The organism is Variovorax sp. Root318D1 (assembly GCF_001424835.1).
Taxonomy (GTDB): Bacteria; Pseudomonadota; Gammaproteobacteria; order Burkholderiales; family Burkholderiaceae_C; genus Variovorax.
Map to the genome: position 1 here is coordinate 233077 of NZ_LMCQ01000022.1, position 20582 is coordinate 253658.

Below are 20582 nucleotides of genomic sequence, written 5' to 3' on the forward strand. Positions count from 1 at the left end.
AATGCTGCGAAAGCTACTGACACTCGTATTCTTGTTGGGTGCCGCTTCAGCGACCGCCGCGGATACGCTGTACACGCTGACGGCACCTCTGCCTGCGGCAAAGCTCGAGTGCTGGTCCCGGCATTTCAAGAAATACGACGAGATCGTCGGGTACTCGAAGCTGGGCCATTTCTTTCTTCGCGCGCGTGCCAGTGACGAGTACATCGTCCTTCATCCCTTCTCGAAGGGCGCGAAGTCCTATGGCGTATTTCCGAGCGTCGCCCGGTTCGAGGAAAAGGTGCTCAAGGACCCCGGCTTCGCTGGCTACGTGCTGCGCGCCGATCACGTGGCACAGGTCCGCAAGCGGGTGGGTCCGTTGAAGACCGAGGAGATCTATATTCCAGAGCCTTACCCGTTTCTGGGTGGCTCCGGCGAGCCCTCGACCTACGGCAAGGGAAATGTCTGGGTCTTCATGCACATCGTTGCCCAGATGCAAGGGCTCTGCGATTAGCCTCAGGCCGGCCGCAGCACGATGCGCGCCTCGAACCCGCTGGCGGCGCCTGCCGGCGGCGAGGCCAGTTCGAGCTTGGCGTTGTGCTTCTCGACGATGGTGCCCACGATCGACAGGCCCAGCCCGTATCCGGCGCGGTCGGAGCTGTGCCGCACATGGCGCTGCTGCAGCGTGGCGAGCTGCTCCGCACTGACGCCCGGGCCGAAGTCGCGCACCGCGAGCGTGCACGGCGCCATCACCTCGATCACCACGCGGCCGCTGCCGCCGTAGCGCAGCGCGTTTTCCACCAGGTTGCGCAGCGCAATGGCCAGTGCGTCGACGTCGCCCGAGGTAACGGGCGCAATGGCGTCGGGCACCTTGAGCGCAAGGCGCTCGCTGATCTGGGGGTCTTTCCAGAATTCCTCCGCCACCGCGCCCGCAAGCTGGACCAGGTTGACCCGCGAGCGGGCGAGCGACGCGCCCGATTCGGCGCGCGAGAGCTGGAGCAGCTTCTCGGTGCGGTGGCTGAGTATCTGCAGCGCGTCGAGTGCGGCCTGGACATCGTTGCGCCGCAGGTCGTGCTCGAGCGCGGTCTGCAGGCGCAGCCGCGCCGCGGCCAGGGGCGTTCGCAGCTCGTGGGCCGCATTGGCGGCCAGCGCGCGTTCGACGTCGAGCGACTGGGACAGGCGCTCCAGCAGGCTGTTGACGTGGTCGCCCACAGAGCGCAGCTCGCGCGGCAGGCCGGGCAGCGTGATGGGCCGCAGGTCGGCGCCGCTGCGCTTCTCGATCTCGCCGGCAAGCTCCTGCAGCACGCGCAGCTCGGTGCGTGCGACGTTGCGCAGCACCAGCGCCAAGAGAGGCAGCACGGCGCCCAGCGGAATGATCAGGCCGTAGAGCGTGCGGTTGAGCGCGGTGCGGCGCTCGTCGAGCGGATCGGCCACCTGGAAGTAGAGGCCTCGCGTAGGGTGCCGCACGGTATAGATGCGCCAGGCCTGGTTGTTGGCGAAGCCCGAGGCCAGCGGCACGTCGAAGGCATCTGTGGGCGCTTCGGCCGAGCGCAGCAGCACGTGCTCGTGAAGGTCCACGATCTGGTAGTTCACGGCGTCTTCCGAGAACAGCTGCTTGGGCGCGACCATCGGCAGGGGCGCGGTAGTGCCTTCCTGCTGCAGCTTGTCGAGTTCCTGGACCGCCATGTCGAACATGCGGTGCGACACCTCGACCAACTCATTGTCGAAGTTGTGGTTGATCTCGCGGTCCACATACCAGACCACGGCCAGCACGCACAGCATCCACACGCCGCCGACCCAGACGATCAGCGTGCGTGTCAGGCGGCCGGCCAGCGTGCTGGGGCCGGAACGGGCGGAACCTGCATTCATTCGTCGTCGCCTGCCGAGGTCGACAGGCGATAGCCGAGGCCGCGCAGTGTCTGGATATGGCTCTTGCCGAGCTTGCGCCGCAGCCGGCTGATGAACACCTCGAGCGTGTTGCTGTCGGCCTCGTCGCCGAAGCCGTAGAGCGCATCGGCCAGGTTCTCGCGGGTGTGGATTCGCTCGGGCCGCGTGGCCATGACGCGCAGCAGGGCCCACTCCTTCTGGGTCAGCACGACCGGGTTTCCATCCTTGCGGACCCGCTCCTGGGCCAGGTCGATCTCCAGCGTTCCAAGATGCAGCACCGGCGCAGTGCCGGCATTACGCCGCCGCTCGACCGCGCGCAGCCGCGCCAGCAGCTCGGCCGGGTCGTAGGGCTTGATGAGGTAGTCGTCGGCGCCGGCATCGAGTCCTCGGATGCGATCGGTGACCTGGTCGCGCGCAGTCAGCACGATGACGATGGGCGGCTCGCGCAGCGCGCGCACCTGCGGCAGCAGCGAAAGGCCGTCGCCGTCGCCCAGGTGCAGGTCGAGCAGCACGGCGGCGTATTGCACGGAGTGCAGGGCGCCCCGGGCTTCGGCGAGGCTGGACGCGACGTCGACAACGAAAGCCTTTGCAAGCAGATAGCTGCAGACGGCGTCTGCCAACGCACTGTCATCTTCGACGAGCAATATGCGCACGCGAGGTCATCTTTCTTCAAAAAACCGAGTCTATCGCCGAGCGACGAAGCGGCCCGGAAGCGCGTCAGCTTTCGTTCAGGCTGCTTCAGGATCGGTTCAGACCAGGAACGTAGGCTTTGGGGTCTCCCAGACTTGTTTTTCCGCTGCTTGTTTCCCTGCTCATGACGCGTGTGCTGAATCTGCCGACTGTTTCCAATAATCTTCGTCCGGGGGCCATGACCCTTCTGGCGCTGGTGCTCCTGCTGGCCTGGGATGCCACCGGCGGCGATCTCGTCCTGGCGCGGCTCGCGGGCACGCCCATGGGCTTCCCCTGGCGGGACAACGCCTTTCTTGTCCATGTGATGCATGAAAGCGCCAAGAACCTGAGCTGGCTGTTCGTGATTGCGCTGTTCGCCGGCATCCGCTGGCCGCTGGGCATCTTGCGGCGACTGCCGGTTCGCGCCCGGGCGCAGCTGGCTGTCACCGTGCTGTTTTCTGTGGTTGCGGTCAGCCTGCTCAAGCACGCAAGCCACACGAGCTGCCCCTGGGACCTGAAGGAATTCGGCGGTGTGGCAAGCCACGTGTCGCATTGGGCATGGAAGGTCTATGACGGCGGCCCGGGCGGGTGTTTTCCAGCCGGTCATGCCTCTGCGGCCTTCGCGTACCTGGGCGGCTATTTCGTTCTGCGCCGGGTGTCGCCGCGCACCGCGCTCGTCTGGCTCGGCGTGTCGCTGGTCGCGGGCCTTGCGCTGGGTCTGTCGCAGCAGCTGCGAGGCGCGCACTACATGAGCCACACGCTGTGGACCGCGTGGATCTGCTGGGCGATGGGCTTTGCCATCGACCTCGTCGCCGCACCCCGGGCCCCTCGACTGCCAGCGGCCCAACCTGCCGCCTTGCATGCAGGCCCTTGATGTCGCGCTATTCGAACTGATCAACGCAAGCGCCGCGGCGCCGGCGTGGAGCATTCATTTCGCGCGCTTTGTCTCCGATGTGCTGCCGGCCCTGCTGGGTGCGGCCATCCTCTGCGGCGGCCTGATCGACCGGCGCCTGCGCTATGCCTGCTTCACAGCGCTGGTAAGCGTGATTGCCGTCTGGCTCTTCGTGAACGTGTTTCGCTCGGTCATGCCGTTCCACCGGCCCGCGTTCTACGGACTGGGCATCCAGTGGGCGCCGCAGGGTGCCCGGCCGGGCTTTCCCAGCCTGCATGCCGCGTGCACCTTCGCGGCGGCGTTCTCGCTCTGGTGCCTGCCCTGGCGCGCGCCCATGTTCGCGGCGCTGGTGTTGGCCGCGGTGGTCGGATGGAGCCGGGTGTTCCTGGGGCTGCACTTTCCATTCGACGTGGTCGTCGGCGCCATGCTCGCCGCCATGGTGTCTATCGTGGTGGAGCGCGGCGTCAGCCGACCGCTGAACCTGGCGCTCAGGGCCTACATGCGGCCCAGGCTGAGAGCGAGAAGGGCGCGAGCCTGAACGCCGGCTGAACGCGCAATTCAGGCTTCCTTCAGTTGCGCTTCCTACAGTCGGCGCATGTCTTTTTCGCGAATCGAACCCGCGCCCGCGCGCGGCATGCAACTGCCCGCAGCCAGTACGCCGTACCTGGCGGTTGTACACGCGCTTTGGGCGCGCATCGACCTGTGGCTCGCACGGCCGCGCTCGGTGCAGCGGGTGGTGGTGTGGCTCGCTATCTATCTCGCTGCGGCTGCCAACTGGCCGCTGTGGAACGAACTGGCACGCATCGGCGGTGCACCCAGTGCCTACCTGCCAACGACCGCCGCCATGGCGGTGCTCATGGTGTGTGCCACCGTGGCACTGCTGTCCTTCACCGCGTGGTCGCGCTGGATGAAGCCGCTGTGGTTCGCGGTGGTGCTGTTGGCGGCGTTCGTCCAGCACTACATGCTCGAGTACCGCGTGGTGATGGACCCGACCATGATCGCCAACGTGCTGCAGACCGACCCCAACGAGGCGCGCGACCTGATGAGCTGGCGCATGGCTTTCCACGTGCTGCTGGTGGTGCTGCTTCCGGGCCTGGCCCTCTGGCGCGCCCGCATCGCCCCGATGCGCTTCGCCTCCAAGCTTTGGCGCAACGCGGCGCTGCTGCTGCTGGCCGTGGCGGTGGCGCTGGTAACGGCCGTCTCGATGAACCGGCAGCTTGCGCCACTGATGCGCAACAACATCCACTTGCGCTACATGATGAACCCGGTGGCCAGCCTGTATTCGGCCGGCTCCGTGCTCATCAAGCCGATGTTCAAGCGCAGCCGCAAGCTGATTCCCATCACTGCCGGCACGGCATTGGGCGCGAGCTATGCGGGACAAGCTCGGCCACCGATGTTCGTGCTGGTGGTGGGCGAGACGGCCCGGGCCGACCATTTCGGCCTCAACGGCTATGCGCGCGACACCACGCCCGAACTGGCCGCGCGCGGCGTGCTGAGCTTCCACGACGTGCATTCGTGCGGCACCAACACGCTGGCCTCCGTGCCGTGCATGTTCTCGCCACTGGGCAAGCAGGGCTATGAATCGCGCAAGGACGACTATGAGAACCTGGTCGACGTGCTCCAGGCCGCGGGGCTGGCGGTGCTGTGGCTCGACAACCAGGCCGGCTGCAAGGACGTCTGCACGCGCGTTCCGAACGCCTCCGCGTTCGACACCCTTTCACCGGCGCAGAAGCGCGCGCTGTGCGACGGCGAGGAATGCCTGGACGACGTGATGCTCAAGGGGATCGATGCGCGCATTGCGGCGCTGCCGGCCGAGCGCCGCGCAAAGGGCGTGGTGCTGGTCATGCACCAGATGGGTAGCCACGGGCCGGCCTACTACAAGCGTTCTGCGCCGGACGTGAAGCGCTTCCTGCCCGAGTGCAGGACCAATGCGCTGGCCGAGTGCGGCCACGCGGAGCTGCAGAACGTGTATGACAACTCGATTGCCCAGACTGATCACTTCCTGGCCCAGACCATCGACTGGCTCAAGGCGCAATCGAGCCGGTACGACCCGGCTTTGCTCTACGTGAGCGACCATGGCGAATCGCTTGGCGAGTACGGCCTGTTCCTGCACGGCGTGCCCTACAGCTTTGCGCCGGAGGCCCAGAAGCATGTGCCCATGGTCACCTGGTTCAGCGACGGCATGAGCCAGCGCCGCAAGCTCTCGCGTCCGTGCATGGAAGCGGGGCTCGATGCGCCGTTGACGCACGACAACCTCTTTCACACCGTGCTGGGGCTGATGGACGTGGGCAACTCCACCTACAAGCCCGCCCTGGACGCACTCGCGTCCTGCCGCAGCAAGACCTGAAGCGCTACTGGCTATTTCTTCTCGCGGGGCAGCCGCCCCATCAGGAAGAACTCGGGGTTCGGCTGCATGCTGCTGAAGCTCGCAAGCCGGTTGCTGAGACCGAAGAAGGCGGTGATCGATGCGATGTCCCAGATGTCTTCATCGTCGAAGCCATGGGCATGCAATGCGGTGAAATCCGCATCGTCGATTTCGTGCGAGCGTTCGCAGACCTTCATTGCAAAGTCGAGCATCGCGCGCTGGCGCGGCGTGATGTCAGCCTTGCGGTAGTTCACCGCCACCTGGTCGGCCACCAGCGGCTTCTTCTCGTAGATGCGCAGCAGCGCGCCATGCGCCACCACGCAGTAGAGGCACTGGTTGGCCGCGCTGGTGGTGGTGACGATCATCTCGCGGTCGCCCTTGGTGAGCGAACCTTCCTCTTTCAGCATCAGCGCGTCGTGGTACGCGAAGAAGGCGCGCCACTCGGCCGGGCGGCGCGCCAGCGCGAGGAAAACGTTGGGCACGAAGCCGGCTTTTTCCTGTACCGCAAGAATCGCGGTGCGGATGTCTTCCGGCAGGTCTTTCAGCTCGGCGAGAGGGTAGCGGTCGGCCATTTTTCGTCTCCTGGGTGAATGCCAGGATCGATCATAGGCAACCGCCGTCCCTTGCCCCGCTCAGGGGCTTCTGTGCCTACTTCAGCGCCTTGCCCTGTGCCGCACCCAAGGGCGTGTGCAGCTGCGAGTTCACCCACTGGCCGAGATTGTCGTCGCGGCCCTGCAGCAGGTAGCGCGTGTCGGGCTTGCCGTAGTTCTGCACCGCCATGGCCGAGAACTTTCCGATGTCGGTCTTCGGGTCGCGCAGGCGGTTCACGATCAGCACTTTCTTCGTGTCGGCGAAGTCGGCCATCATGTTCTGGTCGCCCTCGCTGTCGCCGGCAATGAAGCACGGGCCATAGCCGTACTTGCTGACCAGGAAGCGCTGGATGTTCTTGGTCTTGCCCGGGCCCTGCGTCTGGTCGTAGCCTCGGCGAAACTCGGGCTGGATCACGCCGTTGGCGTCGCGCTCCAGCTCCATGGCCAGCACGCGTTCGGGCGGGTTGTTGTAGCCGAAGGCGGGGTTCGACGAAATCTCCTTGATCACGTCGACGAAGGATGCCGAGCACACCCACACGTCGAAGCCTGCGCTCCGGAAGACGGCGTAGAGCTCCTGCATTTCGGGCTGCAGTCGCAGGCCGTTCTTCCAGCTGACAGACACCACGCCCGCCTGGCCCGGCAACGCGGCCGGCGAGGTCCACTTGACCTTGGCCACGGGCTCCTTCAATTGCCACGCCACCGTCTCCGCCGTGAGCTTGCGCACCTGCGCCTCGGTCATGCCGACGAAGAGATAGGTCACCCACGGATAGGCCGTGTCGTGGTCGAAGGTATCGCCGATCGCTTCGTACAGATATCGCACCTTGGTGGTGAAGGCGATGTAGTGCGGGCTCAGCTTCACCGCGGCCAGCGGCTGGCTGCCCTTGAGGCCGCTGTAGTTCTGGTAGAGCCAGGTGTAGCTCGCCACGATGTCGGGCACCAGGAGGTCGATGTTGACGGGCTTGCCCGCCGCGTTGTTGTGCGCGGGCAGGAAGTCCTTCTTCGGGATGTTCTTGCGCAGCGCCACGTCGAGCTGCGCGGGCGTGGCGCCGAACGCCAGGTTTTCGAGCTGGTAGATCAGCGAGGCTTCCTCGATGTCGAGAAACACGCTGGTGTTGTCCCAGTCAAAGACCACGTAAGGTGGCTTTGCGGCGCTGTAGCCGGAGCTTTGCTTGCCAAGGCTGGCGATCAGGCCTTCGATCTGCGCGCGGTTGAAGGCATCCCAGTGGGCGGGCGAAAGGCCTTTGGCGGGCGAGAGGCTGGCGCAGCCGCTGGCGACGAGTGCAGTGGCGAGCGGGGTGAGGAGGACGAGGCGGCGTTGCATGCGTTCCCTGTTGTTGTGCGGTTGTTGACGAGAAGCACCGAGCGTATCCAGCGCTCGTGACACTTCCGTATCGACCTACGCATCAGCCATGCCAGCTACGCGCGGATGCGTGCGTGCTGCTGTTCGATGAACGTCGCCACCCGGCGCACGAGCTCGCGATTTCCCCCTGCTGCCTCGACGCTCGCGGCGGCCTGCACGGCGACGGTTTCTTCGGTGGTGCGAATGATTTCGTCCGCCTGCGCTGCCGACAGTCCGAAATGGGGTGAAGCGGCGCGCGCCAGTTCGAGGCTCGATGCGTGCTGCCCCGGAAGAATGGCCAGTTCCTGGTAGCCCGTGTGGCCGCCCAGCTGCATGACCAGATCGAAGGCGGGCGCCAAGCGCCAGCGGCCGTCTGCCTGCCGCACGGCGCCATGGTTCTTGACGTGGTCGTCGCTGTTGCCCACGGCCAGGTTGAAAACCAGGCGGCGGAACAGTTCGGCCAGGTCTTCCTGCGGCTGCCGGGAAATGCGCCGCAGCAGTTGTGCCAGTTCGACGTAGCTGCCGCGGCTGGATTCATAGGGCACGTCGAGCAGCGCAGAGGCCGACAGGTAGTGATGGCGCCGCTCGTCTTTCACGGGGCCGGATCGATCGAAACGCTCCACCAGCAAGGCGTGGCCGGATGCCAGGGGCTGCAGCAGGAACGCCGGCACTTGGATGCCACAGGCGCTGGCCAGCCAGAGGGTCGCTGCCTCGATCACCTCCACATCGTGGTCGTCGCCGCGCGACGAAAATTTGGCGATGTAGCGCTGGCCCTCGTGCACGAAGGCGGCCTTGGGGCGTGCGCCGCCCAGGCTGCCGCCGCGCAGCAGCCGGTGCATGTCGGGCCCGATCTCCATGCCGGCTTCGACACGGTGGGACGCTTCGGCGAGCTCCTCCAGCGACCAGAGCATGGAGGGCGGTTCCTCGCTCCGGATGGGCAGCGATTCGGCGAACACCATTGCGCCGATGCGGTCCTCGTTGGTCAGCAGCAATGCATTGATGTCGGACAGGGGCTTGCCATGGCGGATCTCGAGCACCTTGCGCCCCCAGCTGTCGGGCAGGGCATCGCGCAGCGTGAGCGGCATGGCGCCACCCTCGCGGATGCGCCGCTCCGCAAGCACGAAGGCGGCATCGCGCAGTGGCAGGTGCTCGGGGTTGAGCGGTGCGGCCGCCGGATCTTCGAGATAGCGCCGCCCGTAGGCAAACTCGCCGGACTCCACCACACCGCGGCGAACGATCTTCATCAGGCCGGCCGGTTGCACCCGTTCGCCGGTGTGGTGAGCAAGGCCGACGTAGATGCTTCGCTCGTCATCGGCGGCGTCAGAAGTCACGTTCGCCCTCCGCGATCACGCCCGCGGCGCCGTGCGTGGCCGACCTGCGTACGCGGCGCTTCGCGGCCAGCCCCGCGGGGGCCGGGGCTACGCTGTCGATTGAATCGATCTCGCCCAAGAGCCACAGCGCATGGGCCAGCAGGCCGATGCTGGTGCCCGGTTTGCCGGATTCGAGTGCGCGCAGGGTGTTGGGTGAGCACAGCAGCCGCTCGGCCATTTCGGCGACCGTCCATTCGCGATGGACCCTGTGCGCGCGAAGGCGCTGGCCGAGCCTTTCAAGGGGGAGGGCGGTTTGCGAGGGCAGGGCCGAGAGGCTGTGGCTGCTTTTTGACATCAATAAAATGACTATTAAACGGCTTAAGAGTCATTTTATTGCGTATTTCTGCATATGGGAAGCTGCGCTATCCGGGCAGTCCAGGTCTTGGCGTGTCGGGTTGCTGAAGCACGCGAGATCGCTCTCGTCCTTGAGCCCCACGCCGGTCAGCCCTTTTTGCAGCGCCTCCCGCATCAGCCAGGCGAGCTTGAACGCGGCGGCTTCGCAAGGCAGGCCTTCGGGCCGTACGTTGGAGATGCAGTTGCGCTCGGCGTCGTGCCGGCCGCGTTTTGGCGAATGGGTCAGGTAGATGCCGAGGCTGTCGGGCGAGCTGAGCCCCGGGCGCTCGCCGATCAGCATGACCGACAGGGCCGCCCCGAACAGTTCGCCCACCTCGTCGGCCAACGCGACGCGCGCCTGCGTCGCGATGACGACCGGGGCAAAGCGCGTCTCGGCCGGCAGCTGCGAGCGCAGCGCGGCAAGGAGCGGTGCGGCATGACGCGCCACGGCGAGCGAGGAAAGGCCATCGCCGATGACCACGCAGACGTCGCAATCGCGGCTCGCACCTGCGCGCAGGCGCTCCGCGTCGGCGGGGTCGAGCTGCCGGCCGAGGTCGGGGCGGCGCAGGTAGGTCGTGCGGTCCTCGGCGCGGCTGCGCGCCCGCATCACCTGCCAATGCTGTGCTTGCAGCGCGGCCTCGAGCGCGTCGACGTCGAGTGCCGCGTGAATGGCGTCGCGCGCCATGGCATGGGCCCAGCCGAAGCGCAGCGTCTCGTCGGTCGGCATGCCGGCACCGGCGCGGCCCAGCGCCAGCCGTGCCGGCGTGGCCGAACGCCACTGCGCCCAGGGGTTCGGCGTGACGCTGTCTTTGTTGCCGCTGTTCATGGCCCGAGTGCGGTGAGCCCGCTCATGTCCGCCAGCAGGCGGTTGGCCGAGGGCGGCGCGAGTTGGCCCGCCGGATCGGTGATCTGCATGCGCTGCAGCCAGGCCTCGAATTCGGGTGCGCGCTTCAGGCCCAGCGTCTGCCGCAGGAACAGCGCGTCGTGGAACGAGGTGCTCTGGTAGTTGAGCATCACGTCGTCGGCGCCCGGAACGCCCATGATGAAGTTGATGCCCGCGGTGCCGAGCAGCACGAGCAGGTTGTCCATGTCGTCTTGGTCGGCTTCGGCATGGTTGGTGTAGCAGATGTCGCAACCGAGGGGCAGGCCCAGCAGCTTGCCGCAGCAGTGGTCCTCGAGCCCAGCGCGGATGATCTGCTTGCCGTCGAAAAGATATTCGGGCCCGATGAAGCCGACTACGGTGTTGATGAGCAGCGGCTTGTAGCGGCGGGCCAGCGCATAGGCGCGTACCTCGCAGGTCTGCTGGTCGACACCGAAGTTGGCGTTGGCCGACAGCGCGCTACCCTGGCCGGTCTCGAAATACATGACGTTGTTGCCAACGGTGCCCCGGTTCAGTGCCAGCGCCGCGGCATAGGTCTCGTCGAGCAGCTCGGGCGTGATGCCGAAAGAGAGGTTTGCCTTTTCGGTGCCCGCGATCGACTGAAACACCAGGTCGATCGGCGCGCCCGCTTCGGCGAGCTTGAGCGTGTTGGTCACGTGCGTGAGCACGCAGCTTTGCGTGGGAATCTCGAAGCGCTGGATCACTTCGTCCAGCATGTGCAGCAGCCGGCCCAGCACCTGCATGCTGTCTGACACCGGGTTGAGGCCGATCACCGCGTCGCCCGCGCCATAGAGCAGCCCGTCGAGCGTGGAGGCCGCCACGCCGCGCAGATCGTCGGTCGGGTGGTTGGGCTGCAGGCGCACGGCCAAGTGGCCGGGCAGGCCGATGGTGTCGCGAAACCGCGTGACCACACTGCACTTTTTGGCGACCGACACGAGGTCCTGGTTGCGCATGAGCTTGGACACGGCCGCCACCATTTCGGGTGTAAGGCCAGGCGCCAGCGCCGTCAGCGTCTCGGTAGTGGCCTGCTCCGAGAGCAGCCAGTTACGGAAGTCGCCCACCGTGAGGTGCGACACCGGCGCAAAAGCCTGTGCGTCGTGGCTGTCGATGATGAGGCGCGTGATGTTGTCGCTCTCGTAGGGAATCAGCGCTTCGGTCAGGAACTGCTTGAGCGGCGTCTCGGCCAGCACGTGGCGCGCCGCCATGCGCTGCTGCGCGGTGGCCGCGCCGACGCCCGCCAGGTAGTCGCCCGAACGCGCCGGGCTGGCCACGGCCATGACCTGCTTCAGGTCGTCGAAAGCGAAAACCTGGCCGGCGATGGTGGTGCGATAGCGCATCTTTCGTTCACGCGATGGTGCTCGAAGAAAGCATCTCGTCGGGCGCCGCCGCCTTGCGTTGTGCCGAGGTCAGCAAGAAATAGCCGTAGGCCGCCGCCATCAGCGCCAGGAACAGCAGCGTGAGCATGGCGTTGAACCACACCATGGCACCGAGGCAGACCACGCCCAGCCCGAGCGCAACGGCCGGAAACACCGGATAGAACGGCGCGCGGTAAGTGCGCAGCAAGTCGGGCTCGCTCTTGCGCAGCTTGAAGAGCGCGGCCATCGAGATCAGGTACATCACGATGGCGCCAAGCACGGCCATGGTCACGATGTTGGCGGTGAGCGTCTGGCCGCCGAACTGCACCCACTCGTCGCTGAAGATGGCCACCACGCCGATCACGCCGCCGGCCACCAATGCGCGATGCGGTGTGTCGAAGCGCGGGCTCAGGCCGGCAAAGTAGCGCGGCAGGTAGCCCGCACGCGCCAGCGCGAAGATCTGCCGCGAGTAGCCCATGATGATGCCGTGGAACGACGCAATCAGCCCGAAGAGGCCGATCCACACAAGCATGTGCAGCCAGCCGCTGTTGTCGCCCACCACCGCCTTCATGGCCTGCGGCAGCGGGTCGTTGATGTTGGCGAGCTTGCGCCAGTCGCCCACGCCGCCCGCGAAGATCATCACGCCGAAGGCCAGCACCACCAGCGTGACGATGCCGGTGGTGTAGGCGATGGGAATGGTGCGGTGCGGGTCGCGTGCTTCCTCGGCCGCCATGGCCGCGCCCTCGATGGCCAGGAAGAACCAGATCGCGAAAGGTATGGACGCGAAGATGCCCGAGATGGCCGCGCCGTTGAGCACGTTGCCGCCGGCCCAACCGTTGGCGACGAAGTTGGCCATCGACCAGCCCGGCGTGACCACGCCCATGAACACGAACAGCTCGAAGATCGCGAGCACCGTCACGAAGAGTTCGAACGCCGCCGCAATGCCCACCCCGATCCAGTTGAGCCCGATGAAGATCACGTAGGCACCCAGCGCGAACCACTTCGGGTTGATGCCGGGGAACTGCACGTTGAGGTACGCGCCGATTGCGAGCGCAATCGCCGGCGGTGCAAATACGAACTCGACCAGCGTCGCAAAGCCCGCCACGAAGCCGCCGGTCGGCCCGAAGGCGCGTCGTGCATAGGCGAAAGGGCCACCCGCATGCGGAATGGCGGTGGACAGCTCGGTGAAGCTGAAGATGAAGGTGGTGTACATCGTGGCCACCAGCACCGTGGCGACCAGGAAGCCGAGCGTGCCGGCCGTGTTCCAGCCGTAGCTCCAACCAAAGTACTCACCCGATATGACCAGGCCCACCGCAATGCCCCAGAGCTGGACCGGGCCGAGCACTTTCTTCAGGTGACCGGTGCCGGCCGGAGCAGCGATGGCGGCCGGTGTCGCTTCGATGGACTGCATGGGGCTTCCTCTCTTTTGGCGGATGTTGACAGTGCACATGCAGCAAAGCAAGGGCTGTTCCACCGCTGGCCATAATCATGCTTTCCCCCATTCTTCCGAGGTATTCCAGTGAAGTCCTTTTCTTCTTCGTCGATCTTCTGCGCTGCTTTCTTGTCCGTGTGCGCCGTGTCCACCGCGTGGGCCCAGTCCGCGCCCGTCACCACGCCAAGCGGCCTGGTCTACCAGTCGCTGAAAGAGGGCACCGGCGCATCGCCCGCGGCGACCGACGTGGTCAAGGTGCACTACCGCGGCACCTTCCCCGACAGCGGTAAGGAATTCGACAGCTCCTACAGCCGCGGCGAGCCGACCGAGTTTCCGCTCAACGGCGTGATCCCTTGCTGGACCGAGGGCGTGCAGAAGATGAAGCCGGGCGGCAAGGCCAAGCTGACCTGCCCGCCGGCCATTGCCTACGGTGCGCGCGGCGCGGGCGGCGTGATTCCGCCGAACGCCACGCTCAACTTCGAAGTCGAGCTGGTGTCCGTCAAGAAGCGCTGATCGCCCAGCGTGTCCGAGTGAAGCTCAACCTGGCTGGTACTGGAACAGCCAGGTTTCCGTCAGCGTCTTGTCACCGGTCCTCAGGTAGAGCCGCATGTCGATGGGCTCGTTGCCTTCGGGCGTGAAGTCGAACTGCGCGCGCCAGTGGCCGGGCACGCCGTTGGGCACGGCTTCGGCAAAGACGTAGGAGAACTTGCCGCGCGGCGCGGTCAGCACCAGCTCGGGCTTCACGCCGAAGGGCACGGTGGTGAGCGGTTGCCCGATGAATTCGACCATGAACTTACGCACGCCCGGCGGACGCGGTTGGCCCGGCTGCCCGCCGCGCCCGATGCGCGTGGCCACGCAGCGCGCGAGCGGCGAGGGAAACGGCTCCTGATCGGTCCAGTGCAGGCGGTACTGCAAGCTGTAGCTCGCGCCCGCCTTGGCATCGGCCTTGGGCACCCAGAAGGCCACGATGTTGTCGTGGATCTCGTCGTCGGTCGGAATCTCGATCAGCTGCACCGAGCCTTCGCCCCAGTCGCCCAGCGGCTCGATCCACAGGCTCGGGCGCTTCTCGTAATTGACGCCGTCCTGGTAGTGGTCGAACGATCGATCGCGCTGCAGCAGACCGAAGCCGCGCGGCTTCGTGTCGGCGAACGCGGAGGCGCGGGTCTGCATCGGGTTGTTGAGCGGGCGCCAGATGCGCTCGCCCGCGCCGTTCCAGATGGCGAGGCCGTCGGAGTCGTGCACTTCGGGCCGCCAGTCGATGGCGGTGGGCTTGATGGTTTCCGAATACCAGTACATCGAGGTGAGCGGCACCAGCCCGAGGCGCGACACGTCGCGGCGCAGGAACAGGCGCGCGTCGATGTCCATGATCACCGCCTTGCCACGCTGCATCACGAACTTGAACACGCCCGTCACGCTCGGCCCTTCGAGGAGCGCGTAGACCGTCATCGAGGTGGTGTTGGTGGCGGCCGGCGTCTCGAAGTAATAGCGCGTGAAGGTCGGAAACTCCTCGGGCTTGTCGGGCACCGCCACGTCCAGCGCAAGGCCGCGCGCCGACAGACCGTACTGGTACAGCTCGCCGATGGCGCGGAAGTACGAAGCGCCGAGGAACGCGACCCAATCGTTCTTCTTCCAGTCGAGCTTGCCCTGGTCGCCCAGGCGGCTCTCTTGCAGGCGGAAGCCCGCAAAGCCCGCGCCGGGCGGCAGGGCGCGCGCCGGGCTGTCGGGCGGCATCGAGAAATAAGAAGGGCTGTAGAGCACCTCGCGCGCAAAGGCATCGCCATCGGAATTCTCGAGCACGTGCATGCGCACCGGCGTCTGGAAGAAGCGGCCGAGGTGAAAGAAGGTGACGGGAAAGGCGCCGGGGCCATCGCGGAAGAGCGCATTGGCCGGGTCGAACTTGATCTTGCCGTGGGCGTCGTAGTCGATGCGCTCGAGCACGTCAGGCGCGAGCGGCGCGGCGGCGGCATACGGCTGCGATGCCAGGCGCTTGGCATGCGCCACCAGGCGGTCGAATGAGAAAGGCGAAGGCTGGCTCAGCTGCAGGCCATTGGCGGCCAACGCTTCTTCAGGCAGTCCAAGGGCGGCGAGTGCGGCGGCGGCACCACCTGCGGCAAGGAAGGATCGGCGATCAAGCATGTGTTTCTTGAGGGTTGCGAGTCTTGGAAATACGTTGGGGAAAAGACGCTGGGGATGCACGGGACGGCGCGGCATCGTTGACGAGTGCCGGTCGGTTGCTGCCCAAAGAAAACCATCCTAGCGCAGCCTGCGCCAGGATTTCCGCGGCGGGGAGCGCCGAGCATGCCTGGTTGGCGGGGCGTCTAGCGTCAGCCAACTTGCGCTGCCCAAGCCGGACAAGGCCGGGAGTTGAGCCTTGGGCGGAAAATTTGTGCGTTTATGTATCGGCGTTGTCCGTCGCACTCAGCGCGTAGACGGCATAGACCGACACGCCAAGCAACATCAGGATCAGCGGCGCGAACAAGGTGTAGGGCAGGCCGAAGCCTTCCAGCACCCGGTAGGTCGAGTCCAGGCGCAGGCGCGGATGGCCTTGCGTCAACTCGGCGGCCCTGCGCAGCCCCCATCGAAACTCGGCGCCAGTGGGCCGCACCGATGGGTGCTGCGCGGCGCGGCCTACTCCAAGCCAGCACATCGCATCGAAGGCCAGCACCGAGCCTGCGGGCGCGCGGTCGTTGAAGGTCGCCAGAACGGCCTGCACATGCTGCGGCTCGAGGTACATCAGCACGCCTTCGGCGAACAGGAACACCGGTTGCCCGTGACGCTTGCGCGGCAGGTCGAGCTGCTCCCACCAGCGGGCCGAGGTCAGGTCGAGCGCGCGCACGTCGTGGCGCGTGTTGGTCTCGGGAATCAGCTCGCGGCGCAGCGCGAGCACCTCGGGCAGGTCGGCGTCGGTCATGCGGCACTTGTCGTCGTCCAGCCATTGAAAGTAATGGCTGAGGCCGCAGCCCATGTTCACCACGCGCGCACCCGGGTGCTGCTTGAGGAACTCCTGAGCCAGGCTGCGAAAACGCCGCGTGCGGCTCAGGATGCCGTAGATGGTCGTCCGGTCTTCGGGCAGGGCCTGCCCGTCATCGCGGATCTTCTCGAGGATGGATGCGGCGTAGGCGTCCCGCACGGCCATGTGCGGAAACATGGCGTCGCCCGACGCGCGCGCGGCCAGGGGTATCCGAAGGGTGGAGGGGACGGCCGACAGGTTTCGCGCGGGCTTCTTGGTTGTTGTCATGGGCGCTGCCGCAGGGTCAATGCGCGAGTCTGGCCGCTCCCCGTGCGGGGGGCAAGTCAGCTTTTCGTTAACCCTGGACGCGTCCATGTTCTCCGGCGGCGTTCTCGCCGCCGGTCATCGCCGCCTACTTCGCGGTCGGCATCACGAACTCGGCACCCTTGCCGATGCTCTCGGGCCAGCGCTGCATGATCGACTTCTGCTTGGTGTAGAAACGCACGCCTTCCTCGCCGTAGGCATGCATGTCGCCGAAGAGCGAGCGCTTCCAACCGCCGAAGCCGTGCCATGCCATGGGCACCGGGATCGGCACGTTGATGCCGACCATGCCCACCTGGATGCGGCGGCTGAACTCGCGCGCCACGTTGCCGTCGCGCGTGAAGCAGCTCACGCCGTTGCCGAACTCATGGTCGTTGACCAGGTCGACCGCGTCCTTGAAGTTGGCCACGCGCACGCAGGAGAGCACCGGGCCGAAGATCTCTTCCTTGTAGATGCGCATCTCGGGCGTGACGTGGTCGAACAGCGTGCCGCCCATCCAGAAGCCGTCGCCGCAGCCGGCACCGGCCTTGCTGCCGTCGAACTGGCGGCCATCGACCAGCAGCTTTGCGCCTTCCTTCTCGCCCTGGGCGATGTAGCCCGTGATGCGCTCGTGCGCCGCGCGCGTGACGATCGGGCCCATCTCGGCCGCAAGGTTCTCGCCGTCGAGTACCTGGAGCGTCTTCGTGCGTTCGACGAGCTTGGGAATGATCTTGTCGGCCACGTCGCCCACCAGCACCGCCACGCTGATCGCCATGCAGCGCTCGCCGGCCGAGCCGTAACCGGCGCCAATCAGGGCGTCTACCGTCTGGTCGATGTCGGCGTCGGGCATGACCACCATGTGGTTCTTCGCGCCGCCGAGCGCCTGCACGCGCTTGCCGTTGCGCGCGCCGGTTTCATAGATGTAGTTGGCAATGGGCGTGGAGCCGACGAAGCTCACGGCCTTGACGTCGGGGTGCTCGAGCAGCGCGTCGACCGCAGCCTTGTCGCCCTGAACCACGTTGAACACGCCATCGGGGAGGCCCGCTTCCTTCAGCAGCTCGGCCATGCGCAGCGACGGAGTCGGGTCGGTCGGGCTGGGCTTGAGAATGAAGGTGTTGCCCGCGGCAATGGCCACCGGGAACATCCACATCGGCACCATCACCGGGAAGTTGAACGGCGTGATGCCCGCCACCACGCCGAGCGGCTGGCGCAGCGTCCAGTTGTCGATGCCGGTGGAAACCTGATCGGTGAAATCGCCCTTGAGCAGCTGCGGAATGCCGCAGGCGAACTCGACGATGTCGATGCCGCGCGAGACCTCGCCCTGCGCGTCGGTGAACACCTTGCCGTGCTCGGCGGTGATCATGTGGGCCAGCTCGTCCTTGTGCAGGTTGAGCAACTCCAGGAACTTGAACATGACTCGGGCGCGGCGGATCGGCGGCGTGTCGGCCCACTTGGGGAACGCGGCTTGCGCGGCGGCCACGGCGGCATCGACGTCGGCCTGCGAGGCAAGCACCACCTTGCCCGTGACCTTGCCGGTCGCCGGGTTGGTGACGTCTTGCGTGCGGGTGGAACCGCCGGCGGCGTGCTGGCCGCCGATGAAATGGGCAATCTGCTGAGTCATTGGGTCCGCCAAGAATGAAGTGAGGCGTAGTCTAGAAAGGTGAAGGGCGCCTGCCTAGACCCGGTGGTTGAACTGTTTGTTCGCCATGGTGAACAATGCGGCCATGGATCTGCAAAAAGCCGAATCTCTCTGGGCCCACCTGCACTGGCTGATCGTGCTCGGCCAGCAGGGCAGCTATACCGCCGCCGCGGCGCGCCTGGGCGTGAGCAAGGCCGCCATGAGCCAGCGCATTGCCGAGCTGGAGCGGGCCGTGGGCGTCACCCTCGTGCGCCGCACCACCCGCAGCATGCGGCTGACTGAGGCCGGGCAGCAGCTGGTCGATCAGACCCGCGACCCCTTCGAGCAGATCGCCCACAGCTTCCTGCAGGCCCAAGACCATGCCGGCGAACCGCGCGGCCTGATCCGGGTCACCGCGCCGGTCGCGCTGGGGCGGCAGCAGTTGCTGCCCAGGCTGGCCGACTTTCTGCTGGCGCATCCGTCGATCCGCGTCGAGATGGAGCTTTCCGACCGGCTGAGTTCGCTCGCGACGGAGGGCTTCGACCTGGCGGTGCGGCACGCGGCATCACCGCCCGACACGCACGTGGCCTGGCGGCTGTGCGACACCAGATCGGTGCTGGTGGCCAGCCGTGCTTACTTGCGCCGCAAGGGCACGCCGCTGGCGCCGCCCATGCTGGCCGACCACGACTGCCTGCACTATCCGCGCGGGCAGGAAACCAACGTCTGGTCGTTCGAGCGCCGCACGGGTCGCACGCGCCTTGGCGAGCGGGTCACTGTGCCCATTGCCGGTCCGCTGGCAGCAAACAACAGCGAGGCATTGCGCGATGCGGCTCAGGCCGGGCTTGGCATCGCGCTGCTGCCCGACTTCAGCGCCCAGTCGGCGCTGCAGGCAGGCAAGCTGGTCGAAGTGCTGCCCGACTGGCAACCGACGGGCGCCTTCGCGGACCAGATCTACGCCATACGCCCATACTCGCTGCACATTCCGCGCGCGGTGAACCTCTTCGTGAGCCACTTGAGGGACACTCTCAAGGCCGGATTCCAATTGCCGTAGCGCCAGGCGCTTGGCTCCACTTCACGCACTCGAACGAATACAGGACAAGGAAAGCAATGAGCACACTCGACATCGTCGGCCTCTGCGGCAGCCTTCGCAGCGGTTCCATCAACCGCGCGGCACTGAACCTTGCCGGTTCGCTGATGCCTGATTCCATGCGCATGGAGGTCGTCGAATGGCGTGAGGTCCCGCCGTTCGACGCCGACCTTCTGGCCCACGGTTACCCCGCGCCGGTGCAGGCATTGCGCGAACGGATCCGCCGGGCCGATGGGCTGCTGATTGCCACGCCCGAATACAACTTCTCGATTCCCGGCGTGTTCAAGAATGTGATCGACTGGGTCAGCCGCGGCGAAGACCAGCCTTTCGCCAACAAGCCCGTGGCTATTCTCTCGGCCACGCCGGGGCCGCTTGGCGGCGCGCGCGTTCAGTACGACCTGCGCCGCGTGATGCTGTTCGTGAACGCCATGGTGCTCGTCAAGCCCGAGATCTTCATCGGCGGCGCGGGCGGAAAGTTCGATGCGGAAGGCAACTGCACCGACGAGACCACCCGCAAGTTCGTCGGCGACCAGATGAAGTCGTTCGAGAAGTGGATCGGCATGGTGAAGCGGATGGCCTGACCCAGGCTTCGCTTCAGGTCGACGACGCGAGCAGCTGCGCCACCAGCAGCTGCGCCGCCGGCGACAGAGTCTCGCCGGTCTTGGTGGCCATCAGCAGCCGGCGCACGGCCCAGGCGTCCTTGAGCCGCACCACCTTCAGGTCGAGCGCGCTCACCTGCGCCTTGCAGGCCGCGAGCGGCACCACGCCAATGCCGAGGTTGGCCGCGATCATGTGGCACATCGCATCGAAGCTGCGCACCTGCACGCGCAGGCGCATCGGAATGCCCGCCTGCTCGGCCGCGCGCGAGGTGAGTTCGAGCAGCGAGCTGCTGCGGTTCAGGCCCACGAACTCGTGCGCGAGACAGGTCTTGAAATCCGTCCGGCGTGTGCGCGCAAGCGGGTGCTGCCTGGCGCACAGCACCACCAGCTCGTCGGTCTGGAACGGCGCCACGTCGAGCCCGTAGGCCGGCGTGTTCTCGGCGAACACGCCGACGTCGGCCAGGCCGTCGACCAGCGCGCGCACGATGTCTCCGCTCAGTTGCTCCTCGACCTCGACACGGATGTCCGGGTGCTGGCCCAGAAAGGCGGCCAGCGTGGCCGGCAGGAACTCGGTGAGCGCCGACATGTTGGCCCACAGGCGCACGTGGCCGCGCACGCCGCTCGAGTAGTCGCCAAGCTCGTTGCTGAACTGCTCGAAGCCCTGGAAGAGCCGCATCGCATGCTGCATGGCCACGTGGCCGGCGGGCGTGAGAGCAATGCCTTGCGAGCTGCGTTCGAGCAGCTTCGATCCGGTGGCAGCCTCGAAATCCGAAAGCCGTCGGCTCGCCGCCGAAAGGGCCAGGTGGCAGGCCTCCGCGCCCTTGGTGATGCTGCCCGACTGGGCCACTGCGCAGAAGAGGCGCAGCGTGACGAAGTCGACGCGGGCGGGGTTGATGGGGGTGGCCACCCGGCCATTCTAGAAAGCCTTCGCGTTTTGCGA

Annotated in this window: 20 protein-coding genes; 7 read left to right on the forward strand and 13 right to left on the reverse strand. The window is 66.4% G+C overall.

What is annotated here, in order from left to right; translation table 11 throughout:
• The first annotated feature begins 1 nt into the window (after position 1).
• Positions 2–490: a T6SS immunity protein Tdi1 domain-containing protein gene (locus ASC78_RS20875; RefSeq protein WP_082517613.1), complete on the forward strand. Its 489-nt coding sequence runs from the start codon at positions 2–4 to the stop codon at positions 488–490.
• A 2-nt stretch (positions 491–492) separates the two neighbouring features.
• Here the strand turns inward: ASC78_RS20875 and ASC78_RS20880 are convergent, their stop codons facing one another.
• The gene (locus ASC78_RS20880; RefSeq protein WP_055805617.1) at positions 493–1845 is read right to left on the reverse strand and encodes a sensor histidine kinase; all 1353 of its coding nucleotides are present in this window, start codon (positions 1843–1845) and stop codon (positions 493–495) included.
• Positions 1842–2516 carry a response regulator gene (locus ASC78_RS20885; RefSeq protein ID WP_055805620.1) on the reverse strand — a complete coding sequence of 225 codons (675 nt, stop codon included), beginning with the start codon at positions 2514–2516 and terminating at the stop codon, positions 1842–1844. The genes ASC78_RS20880 and ASC78_RS20885 overlap by 4 nt, the downstream gene beginning before the upstream one ends.
• 161 nt (positions 2517–2677) lie before the next feature.
• On the opposite strand from ASC78_RS20885, the gene ASC78_RS20890 reads away from it, so the two are divergent.
• From ASC78_RS20890 to ASC78_RS20900, 3 genes are read left to right on the forward strand one after another with little or no spacing between them, the layout of a single operon-like run.
• Positions 2678–3406, forward strand: coding sequence for a phosphatase PAP2 family protein (locus tag ASC78_RS20890; RefSeq protein WP_055805623.1), 729 nt, complete (start codon positions 2678–2680; stop codon positions 3404–3406).
• Positions 3393–3962, forward strand: coding sequence for a phosphatase PAP2 family protein (locus ASC78_RS20895; protein WP_055805627.1), 570 nt, complete (start codon positions 3393–3395; stop codon positions 3960–3962). Before ASC78_RS20890 ends, ASC78_RS20895 begins: the two co-directional genes overlap by 14 nt.
• A 57-nt stretch (positions 3963–4019) precedes the next feature.
• Complete coding sequence (locus ASC78_RS20900; RefSeq protein ID WP_055805630.1) at positions 4020–5771, forward strand: phosphoethanolamine transferase; 1752 nt, start codon at positions 4020–4022, stop codon at positions 5769–5771.
• 11 nt (positions 5772–5782) lie between these two features.
• On the opposite strand, the gene ASC78_RS20905 is transcribed toward ASC78_RS20900, so the two are convergent.
• The 7 genes from ASC78_RS20905 to eat form a co-directional block, all read right to left on the reverse strand.
• Complete coding sequence (locus tag ASC78_RS20905) at positions 5783–6361, reverse strand: peroxidase-related enzyme (protein WP_055805633.1); 579 nt, start codon at positions 6359–6361, stop codon at positions 5783–5785.
• A 76-nt stretch (positions 6362–6437) separates the two neighbouring features.
• A complete protein-coding gene (locus tag ASC78_RS20910; RefSeq protein ID WP_055805636.1) occupies positions 6438–7700 on the reverse strand; it encodes a haloacid dehalogenase-like hydrolase in 1263 nt (420 codons plus the stop codon).
• A gap of 95 nt (positions 7701–7795) precedes the next feature.
• Positions 7796–9049 (reverse strand): type II toxin-antitoxin system HipA family toxin, encoded by a 1254-nt coding sequence (locus ASC78_RS20915; protein WP_055805639.1) that lies wholly within the window; start codon positions 9047–9049, stop codon positions 7796–7798.
• The gene (locus ASC78_RS20920) at positions 9039–9383 is read right to left on the reverse strand and encodes a helix-turn-helix domain-containing protein (protein WP_055805642.1); all 345 of its coding nucleotides are present in this window, start codon (positions 9381–9383) and stop codon (positions 9039–9041) included. The genes ASC78_RS20915 and ASC78_RS20920 overlap by 11 nt, the downstream gene beginning before the upstream one ends.
• Positions 9384–9413: 30 nt before the next feature.
• A complete protein-coding gene (gene eutC, locus ASC78_RS20925; protein ID WP_235505158.1) occupies positions 9414–10247 on the reverse strand; it encodes an ethanolamine ammonia-lyase subunit EutC in 834 nt (277 codons plus the stop codon).
• Positions 10244–11638, reverse strand: a complete 1395-nt coding sequence (locus ASC78_RS20930; RefSeq protein ID WP_055805646.1) for an ethanolamine ammonia-lyase subunit EutB — start codon at positions 11636–11638, stop codon at positions 10244–10246. The genes eutC and ASC78_RS20930 overlap by 4 nt, the downstream gene beginning before the upstream one ends.
• Before the next feature lie 7 nt (positions 11639–11645).
• The gene (gene eat / locus ASC78_RS20935; RefSeq protein WP_055805649.1) at positions 11646–13067 is read right to left on the reverse strand and encodes an ethanolamine permease; all 1422 of its coding nucleotides are present in this window, start codon (positions 13065–13067) and stop codon (positions 11646–11648) included.
• A gap of 132 nt (positions 13068–13199) precedes the next feature.
• Between eat and ASC78_RS20940 the strand changes: the two genes are divergently transcribed.
• Positions 13200–13601 carry an FKBP-type peptidyl-prolyl cis-trans isomerase gene (locus tag ASC78_RS20940; RefSeq protein WP_200934342.1) on the forward strand — a complete coding sequence of 134 codons (402 nt, stop codon included), beginning with the start codon at positions 13200–13202 and terminating at the stop codon, positions 13599–13601.
• A gap of 24 nt (positions 13602–13625) precedes the next feature.
• On the opposite strand, the gene ASC78_RS20945 is transcribed toward ASC78_RS20940, so the two are convergent.
• The 3 genes from ASC78_RS20945 to ASC78_RS20955 all read right to left on the reverse strand — a co-directional run bounded on the left by ASC78_RS20945 (position 13626) and on the right by ASC78_RS20955 (position 17959).
• Entirely contained in the window at positions 13626–15224 is a 1599-nt protein-coding gene (locus tag ASC78_RS20945) for a glucan biosynthesis protein (RefSeq protein ID WP_055805654.1), read from the reverse strand.
• A 256-nt stretch (positions 15225–15480) separates the two neighbouring features.
• Positions 15481–16326, reverse strand: a complete 846-nt coding sequence (locus ASC78_RS20950) for a class I SAM-dependent methyltransferase (RefSeq protein WP_055805656.1) — start codon at positions 16324–16326, stop codon at positions 15481–15483.
• A gap of 124 nt (positions 16327–16450) precedes the next feature.
• Positions 16451–17959: a CoA-acylating methylmalonate-semialdehyde dehydrogenase gene (locus tag ASC78_RS20955; RefSeq protein ID WP_055805660.1), complete on the reverse strand. Its 1509-nt coding sequence runs from the start codon at positions 17957–17959 to the stop codon at positions 16451–16453.
• Between the two features lie 103 nt (positions 17960–18062).
• Here ASC78_RS20955 and ASC78_RS20960 point away from each other — a divergent pair, with 103 nt between their 5' ends.
• A complete protein-coding gene (locus ASC78_RS20960) occupies positions 18063–19007 on the forward strand; it encodes a LysR family transcriptional regulator (RefSeq protein ID WP_055805756.1) in 945 nt (314 codons plus the stop codon).
• A 56-nt stretch (positions 19008–19063) separates the two neighbouring features.
• On the forward strand, positions 19064–19624 hold the full coding sequence (locus ASC78_RS20965) for an NADPH-dependent FMN reductase (protein WP_055805663.1): 561 nt from the start codon (positions 19064–19066) through the stop codon (positions 19622–19624).
• Positions 19625–19637: 13 nt separating this feature from the next.
• Here ASC78_RS20965 and ASC78_RS20970 read toward each other — a convergent pair whose 3' ends face one another.
• Positions 19638–20549, reverse strand: coding sequence for a LysR family transcriptional regulator (locus ASC78_RS20970; RefSeq protein ID WP_055805665.1), 912 nt, complete (start codon positions 20547–20549; stop codon positions 19638–19640).
• Between the last annotated feature and the right edge of the window lie 33 nt (positions 20550–20582).

Excerpts from the sequence above, each read along its gene's own strand:
- ASC78_RS20905 (WP_055805633.1), bottom strand. The coding sequence starts at position 6,361 with ATGGCCGACCGCTACCCTCTCGCCGAGCTGAAAGACCTGCCGGAAGAC.
- ASC78_RS20920 (WP_055805642.1), bottom strand. The coding sequence starts at position 9,383 with ATGTCAAAAAGCAGCCACAGCCTCTCGGCCCTGCCCTCGCAAACCGCC.
- ASC78_RS20900 (WP_055805630.1), top strand. The coding sequence starts at position 4,020 with ATGTCTTTTTCGCGAATCGAACCCGCGCCCGCGCGCGGCATGCAACTG.
- ASC78_RS20930 (WP_055805646.1), bottom strand. The coding sequence starts at position 11,638 with ATGCGCTATCGCACCACCATCGCCGGCCAGGTTTTCGCTTTCGACGAC.
- ASC78_RS20895 (WP_055805627.1), top strand. The coding sequence starts at position 3,393 with ATGCAGGCCCTTGATGTCGCGCTATTCGAACTGATCAACGCAAGCGCC.
- eat (WP_055805649.1), bottom strand. The coding sequence starts at position 13,067 with ATGCAGTCCATCGAAGCGACACCGGCCGCCATCGCTGCTCCGGCCGGC.
- ASC78_RS20955 (WP_055805660.1), bottom strand. The coding sequence starts at position 17,959 with ATGACTCAGCAGATTGCCCATTTCATCGGCGGCCAGCACGCCGCCGGC.
- ASC78_RS20960 (WP_055805756.1), top strand. The coding sequence starts at position 18,063 with ATGGATCTGCAAAAAGCCGAATCTCTCTGGGCCCACCTGCACTGGCTG.
- ASC78_RS20910 (WP_055805636.1), bottom strand. The coding sequence starts at position 7,700 with ATGCAACGCCGCCTCGTCCTCCTCACCCCGCTCGCCACTGCACTCGTC.
- ASC78_RS20875 (WP_082517613.1), top strand. The coding sequence starts at position 2 with ATGCTGCGAAAGCTACTGACACTCGTATTCTTGTTGGGTGCCGCTTCA.
- ASC78_RS20965 (WP_055805663.1), top strand. The coding sequence starts at position 19,064 with ATGAGCACACTCGACATCGTCGGCCTCTGCGGCAGCCTTCGCAGCGGT.
- ASC78_RS20890 (WP_055805623.1), top strand. The coding sequence starts at position 2,678 with ATGACGCGTGTGCTGAATCTGCCGACTGTTTCCAATAATCTTCGTCCG.
- ASC78_RS20950 (WP_055805656.1), bottom strand. The coding sequence starts at position 16,326 with ATGACAACAACCAAGAAGCCCGCGCGAAACCTGTCGGCCGTCCCCTCC.
- ASC78_RS20880 (WP_055805617.1), bottom strand. The coding sequence starts at position 1,845 with ATGAATGCAGGTTCCGCCCGTTCCGGCCCCAGCACGCTGGCCGGCCGC.
- eutC (WP_235505158.1), bottom strand. The coding sequence starts at position 10,247 with ATGAACAGCGGCAACAAAGACAGCGTCACGCCGAACCCCTGGGCGCAG.
- ASC78_RS20945 (WP_055805654.1), bottom strand. The coding sequence starts at position 15,224 with ATGCTTGATCGCCGATCCTTCCTTGCCGCAGGTGGTGCCGCCGCCGCA.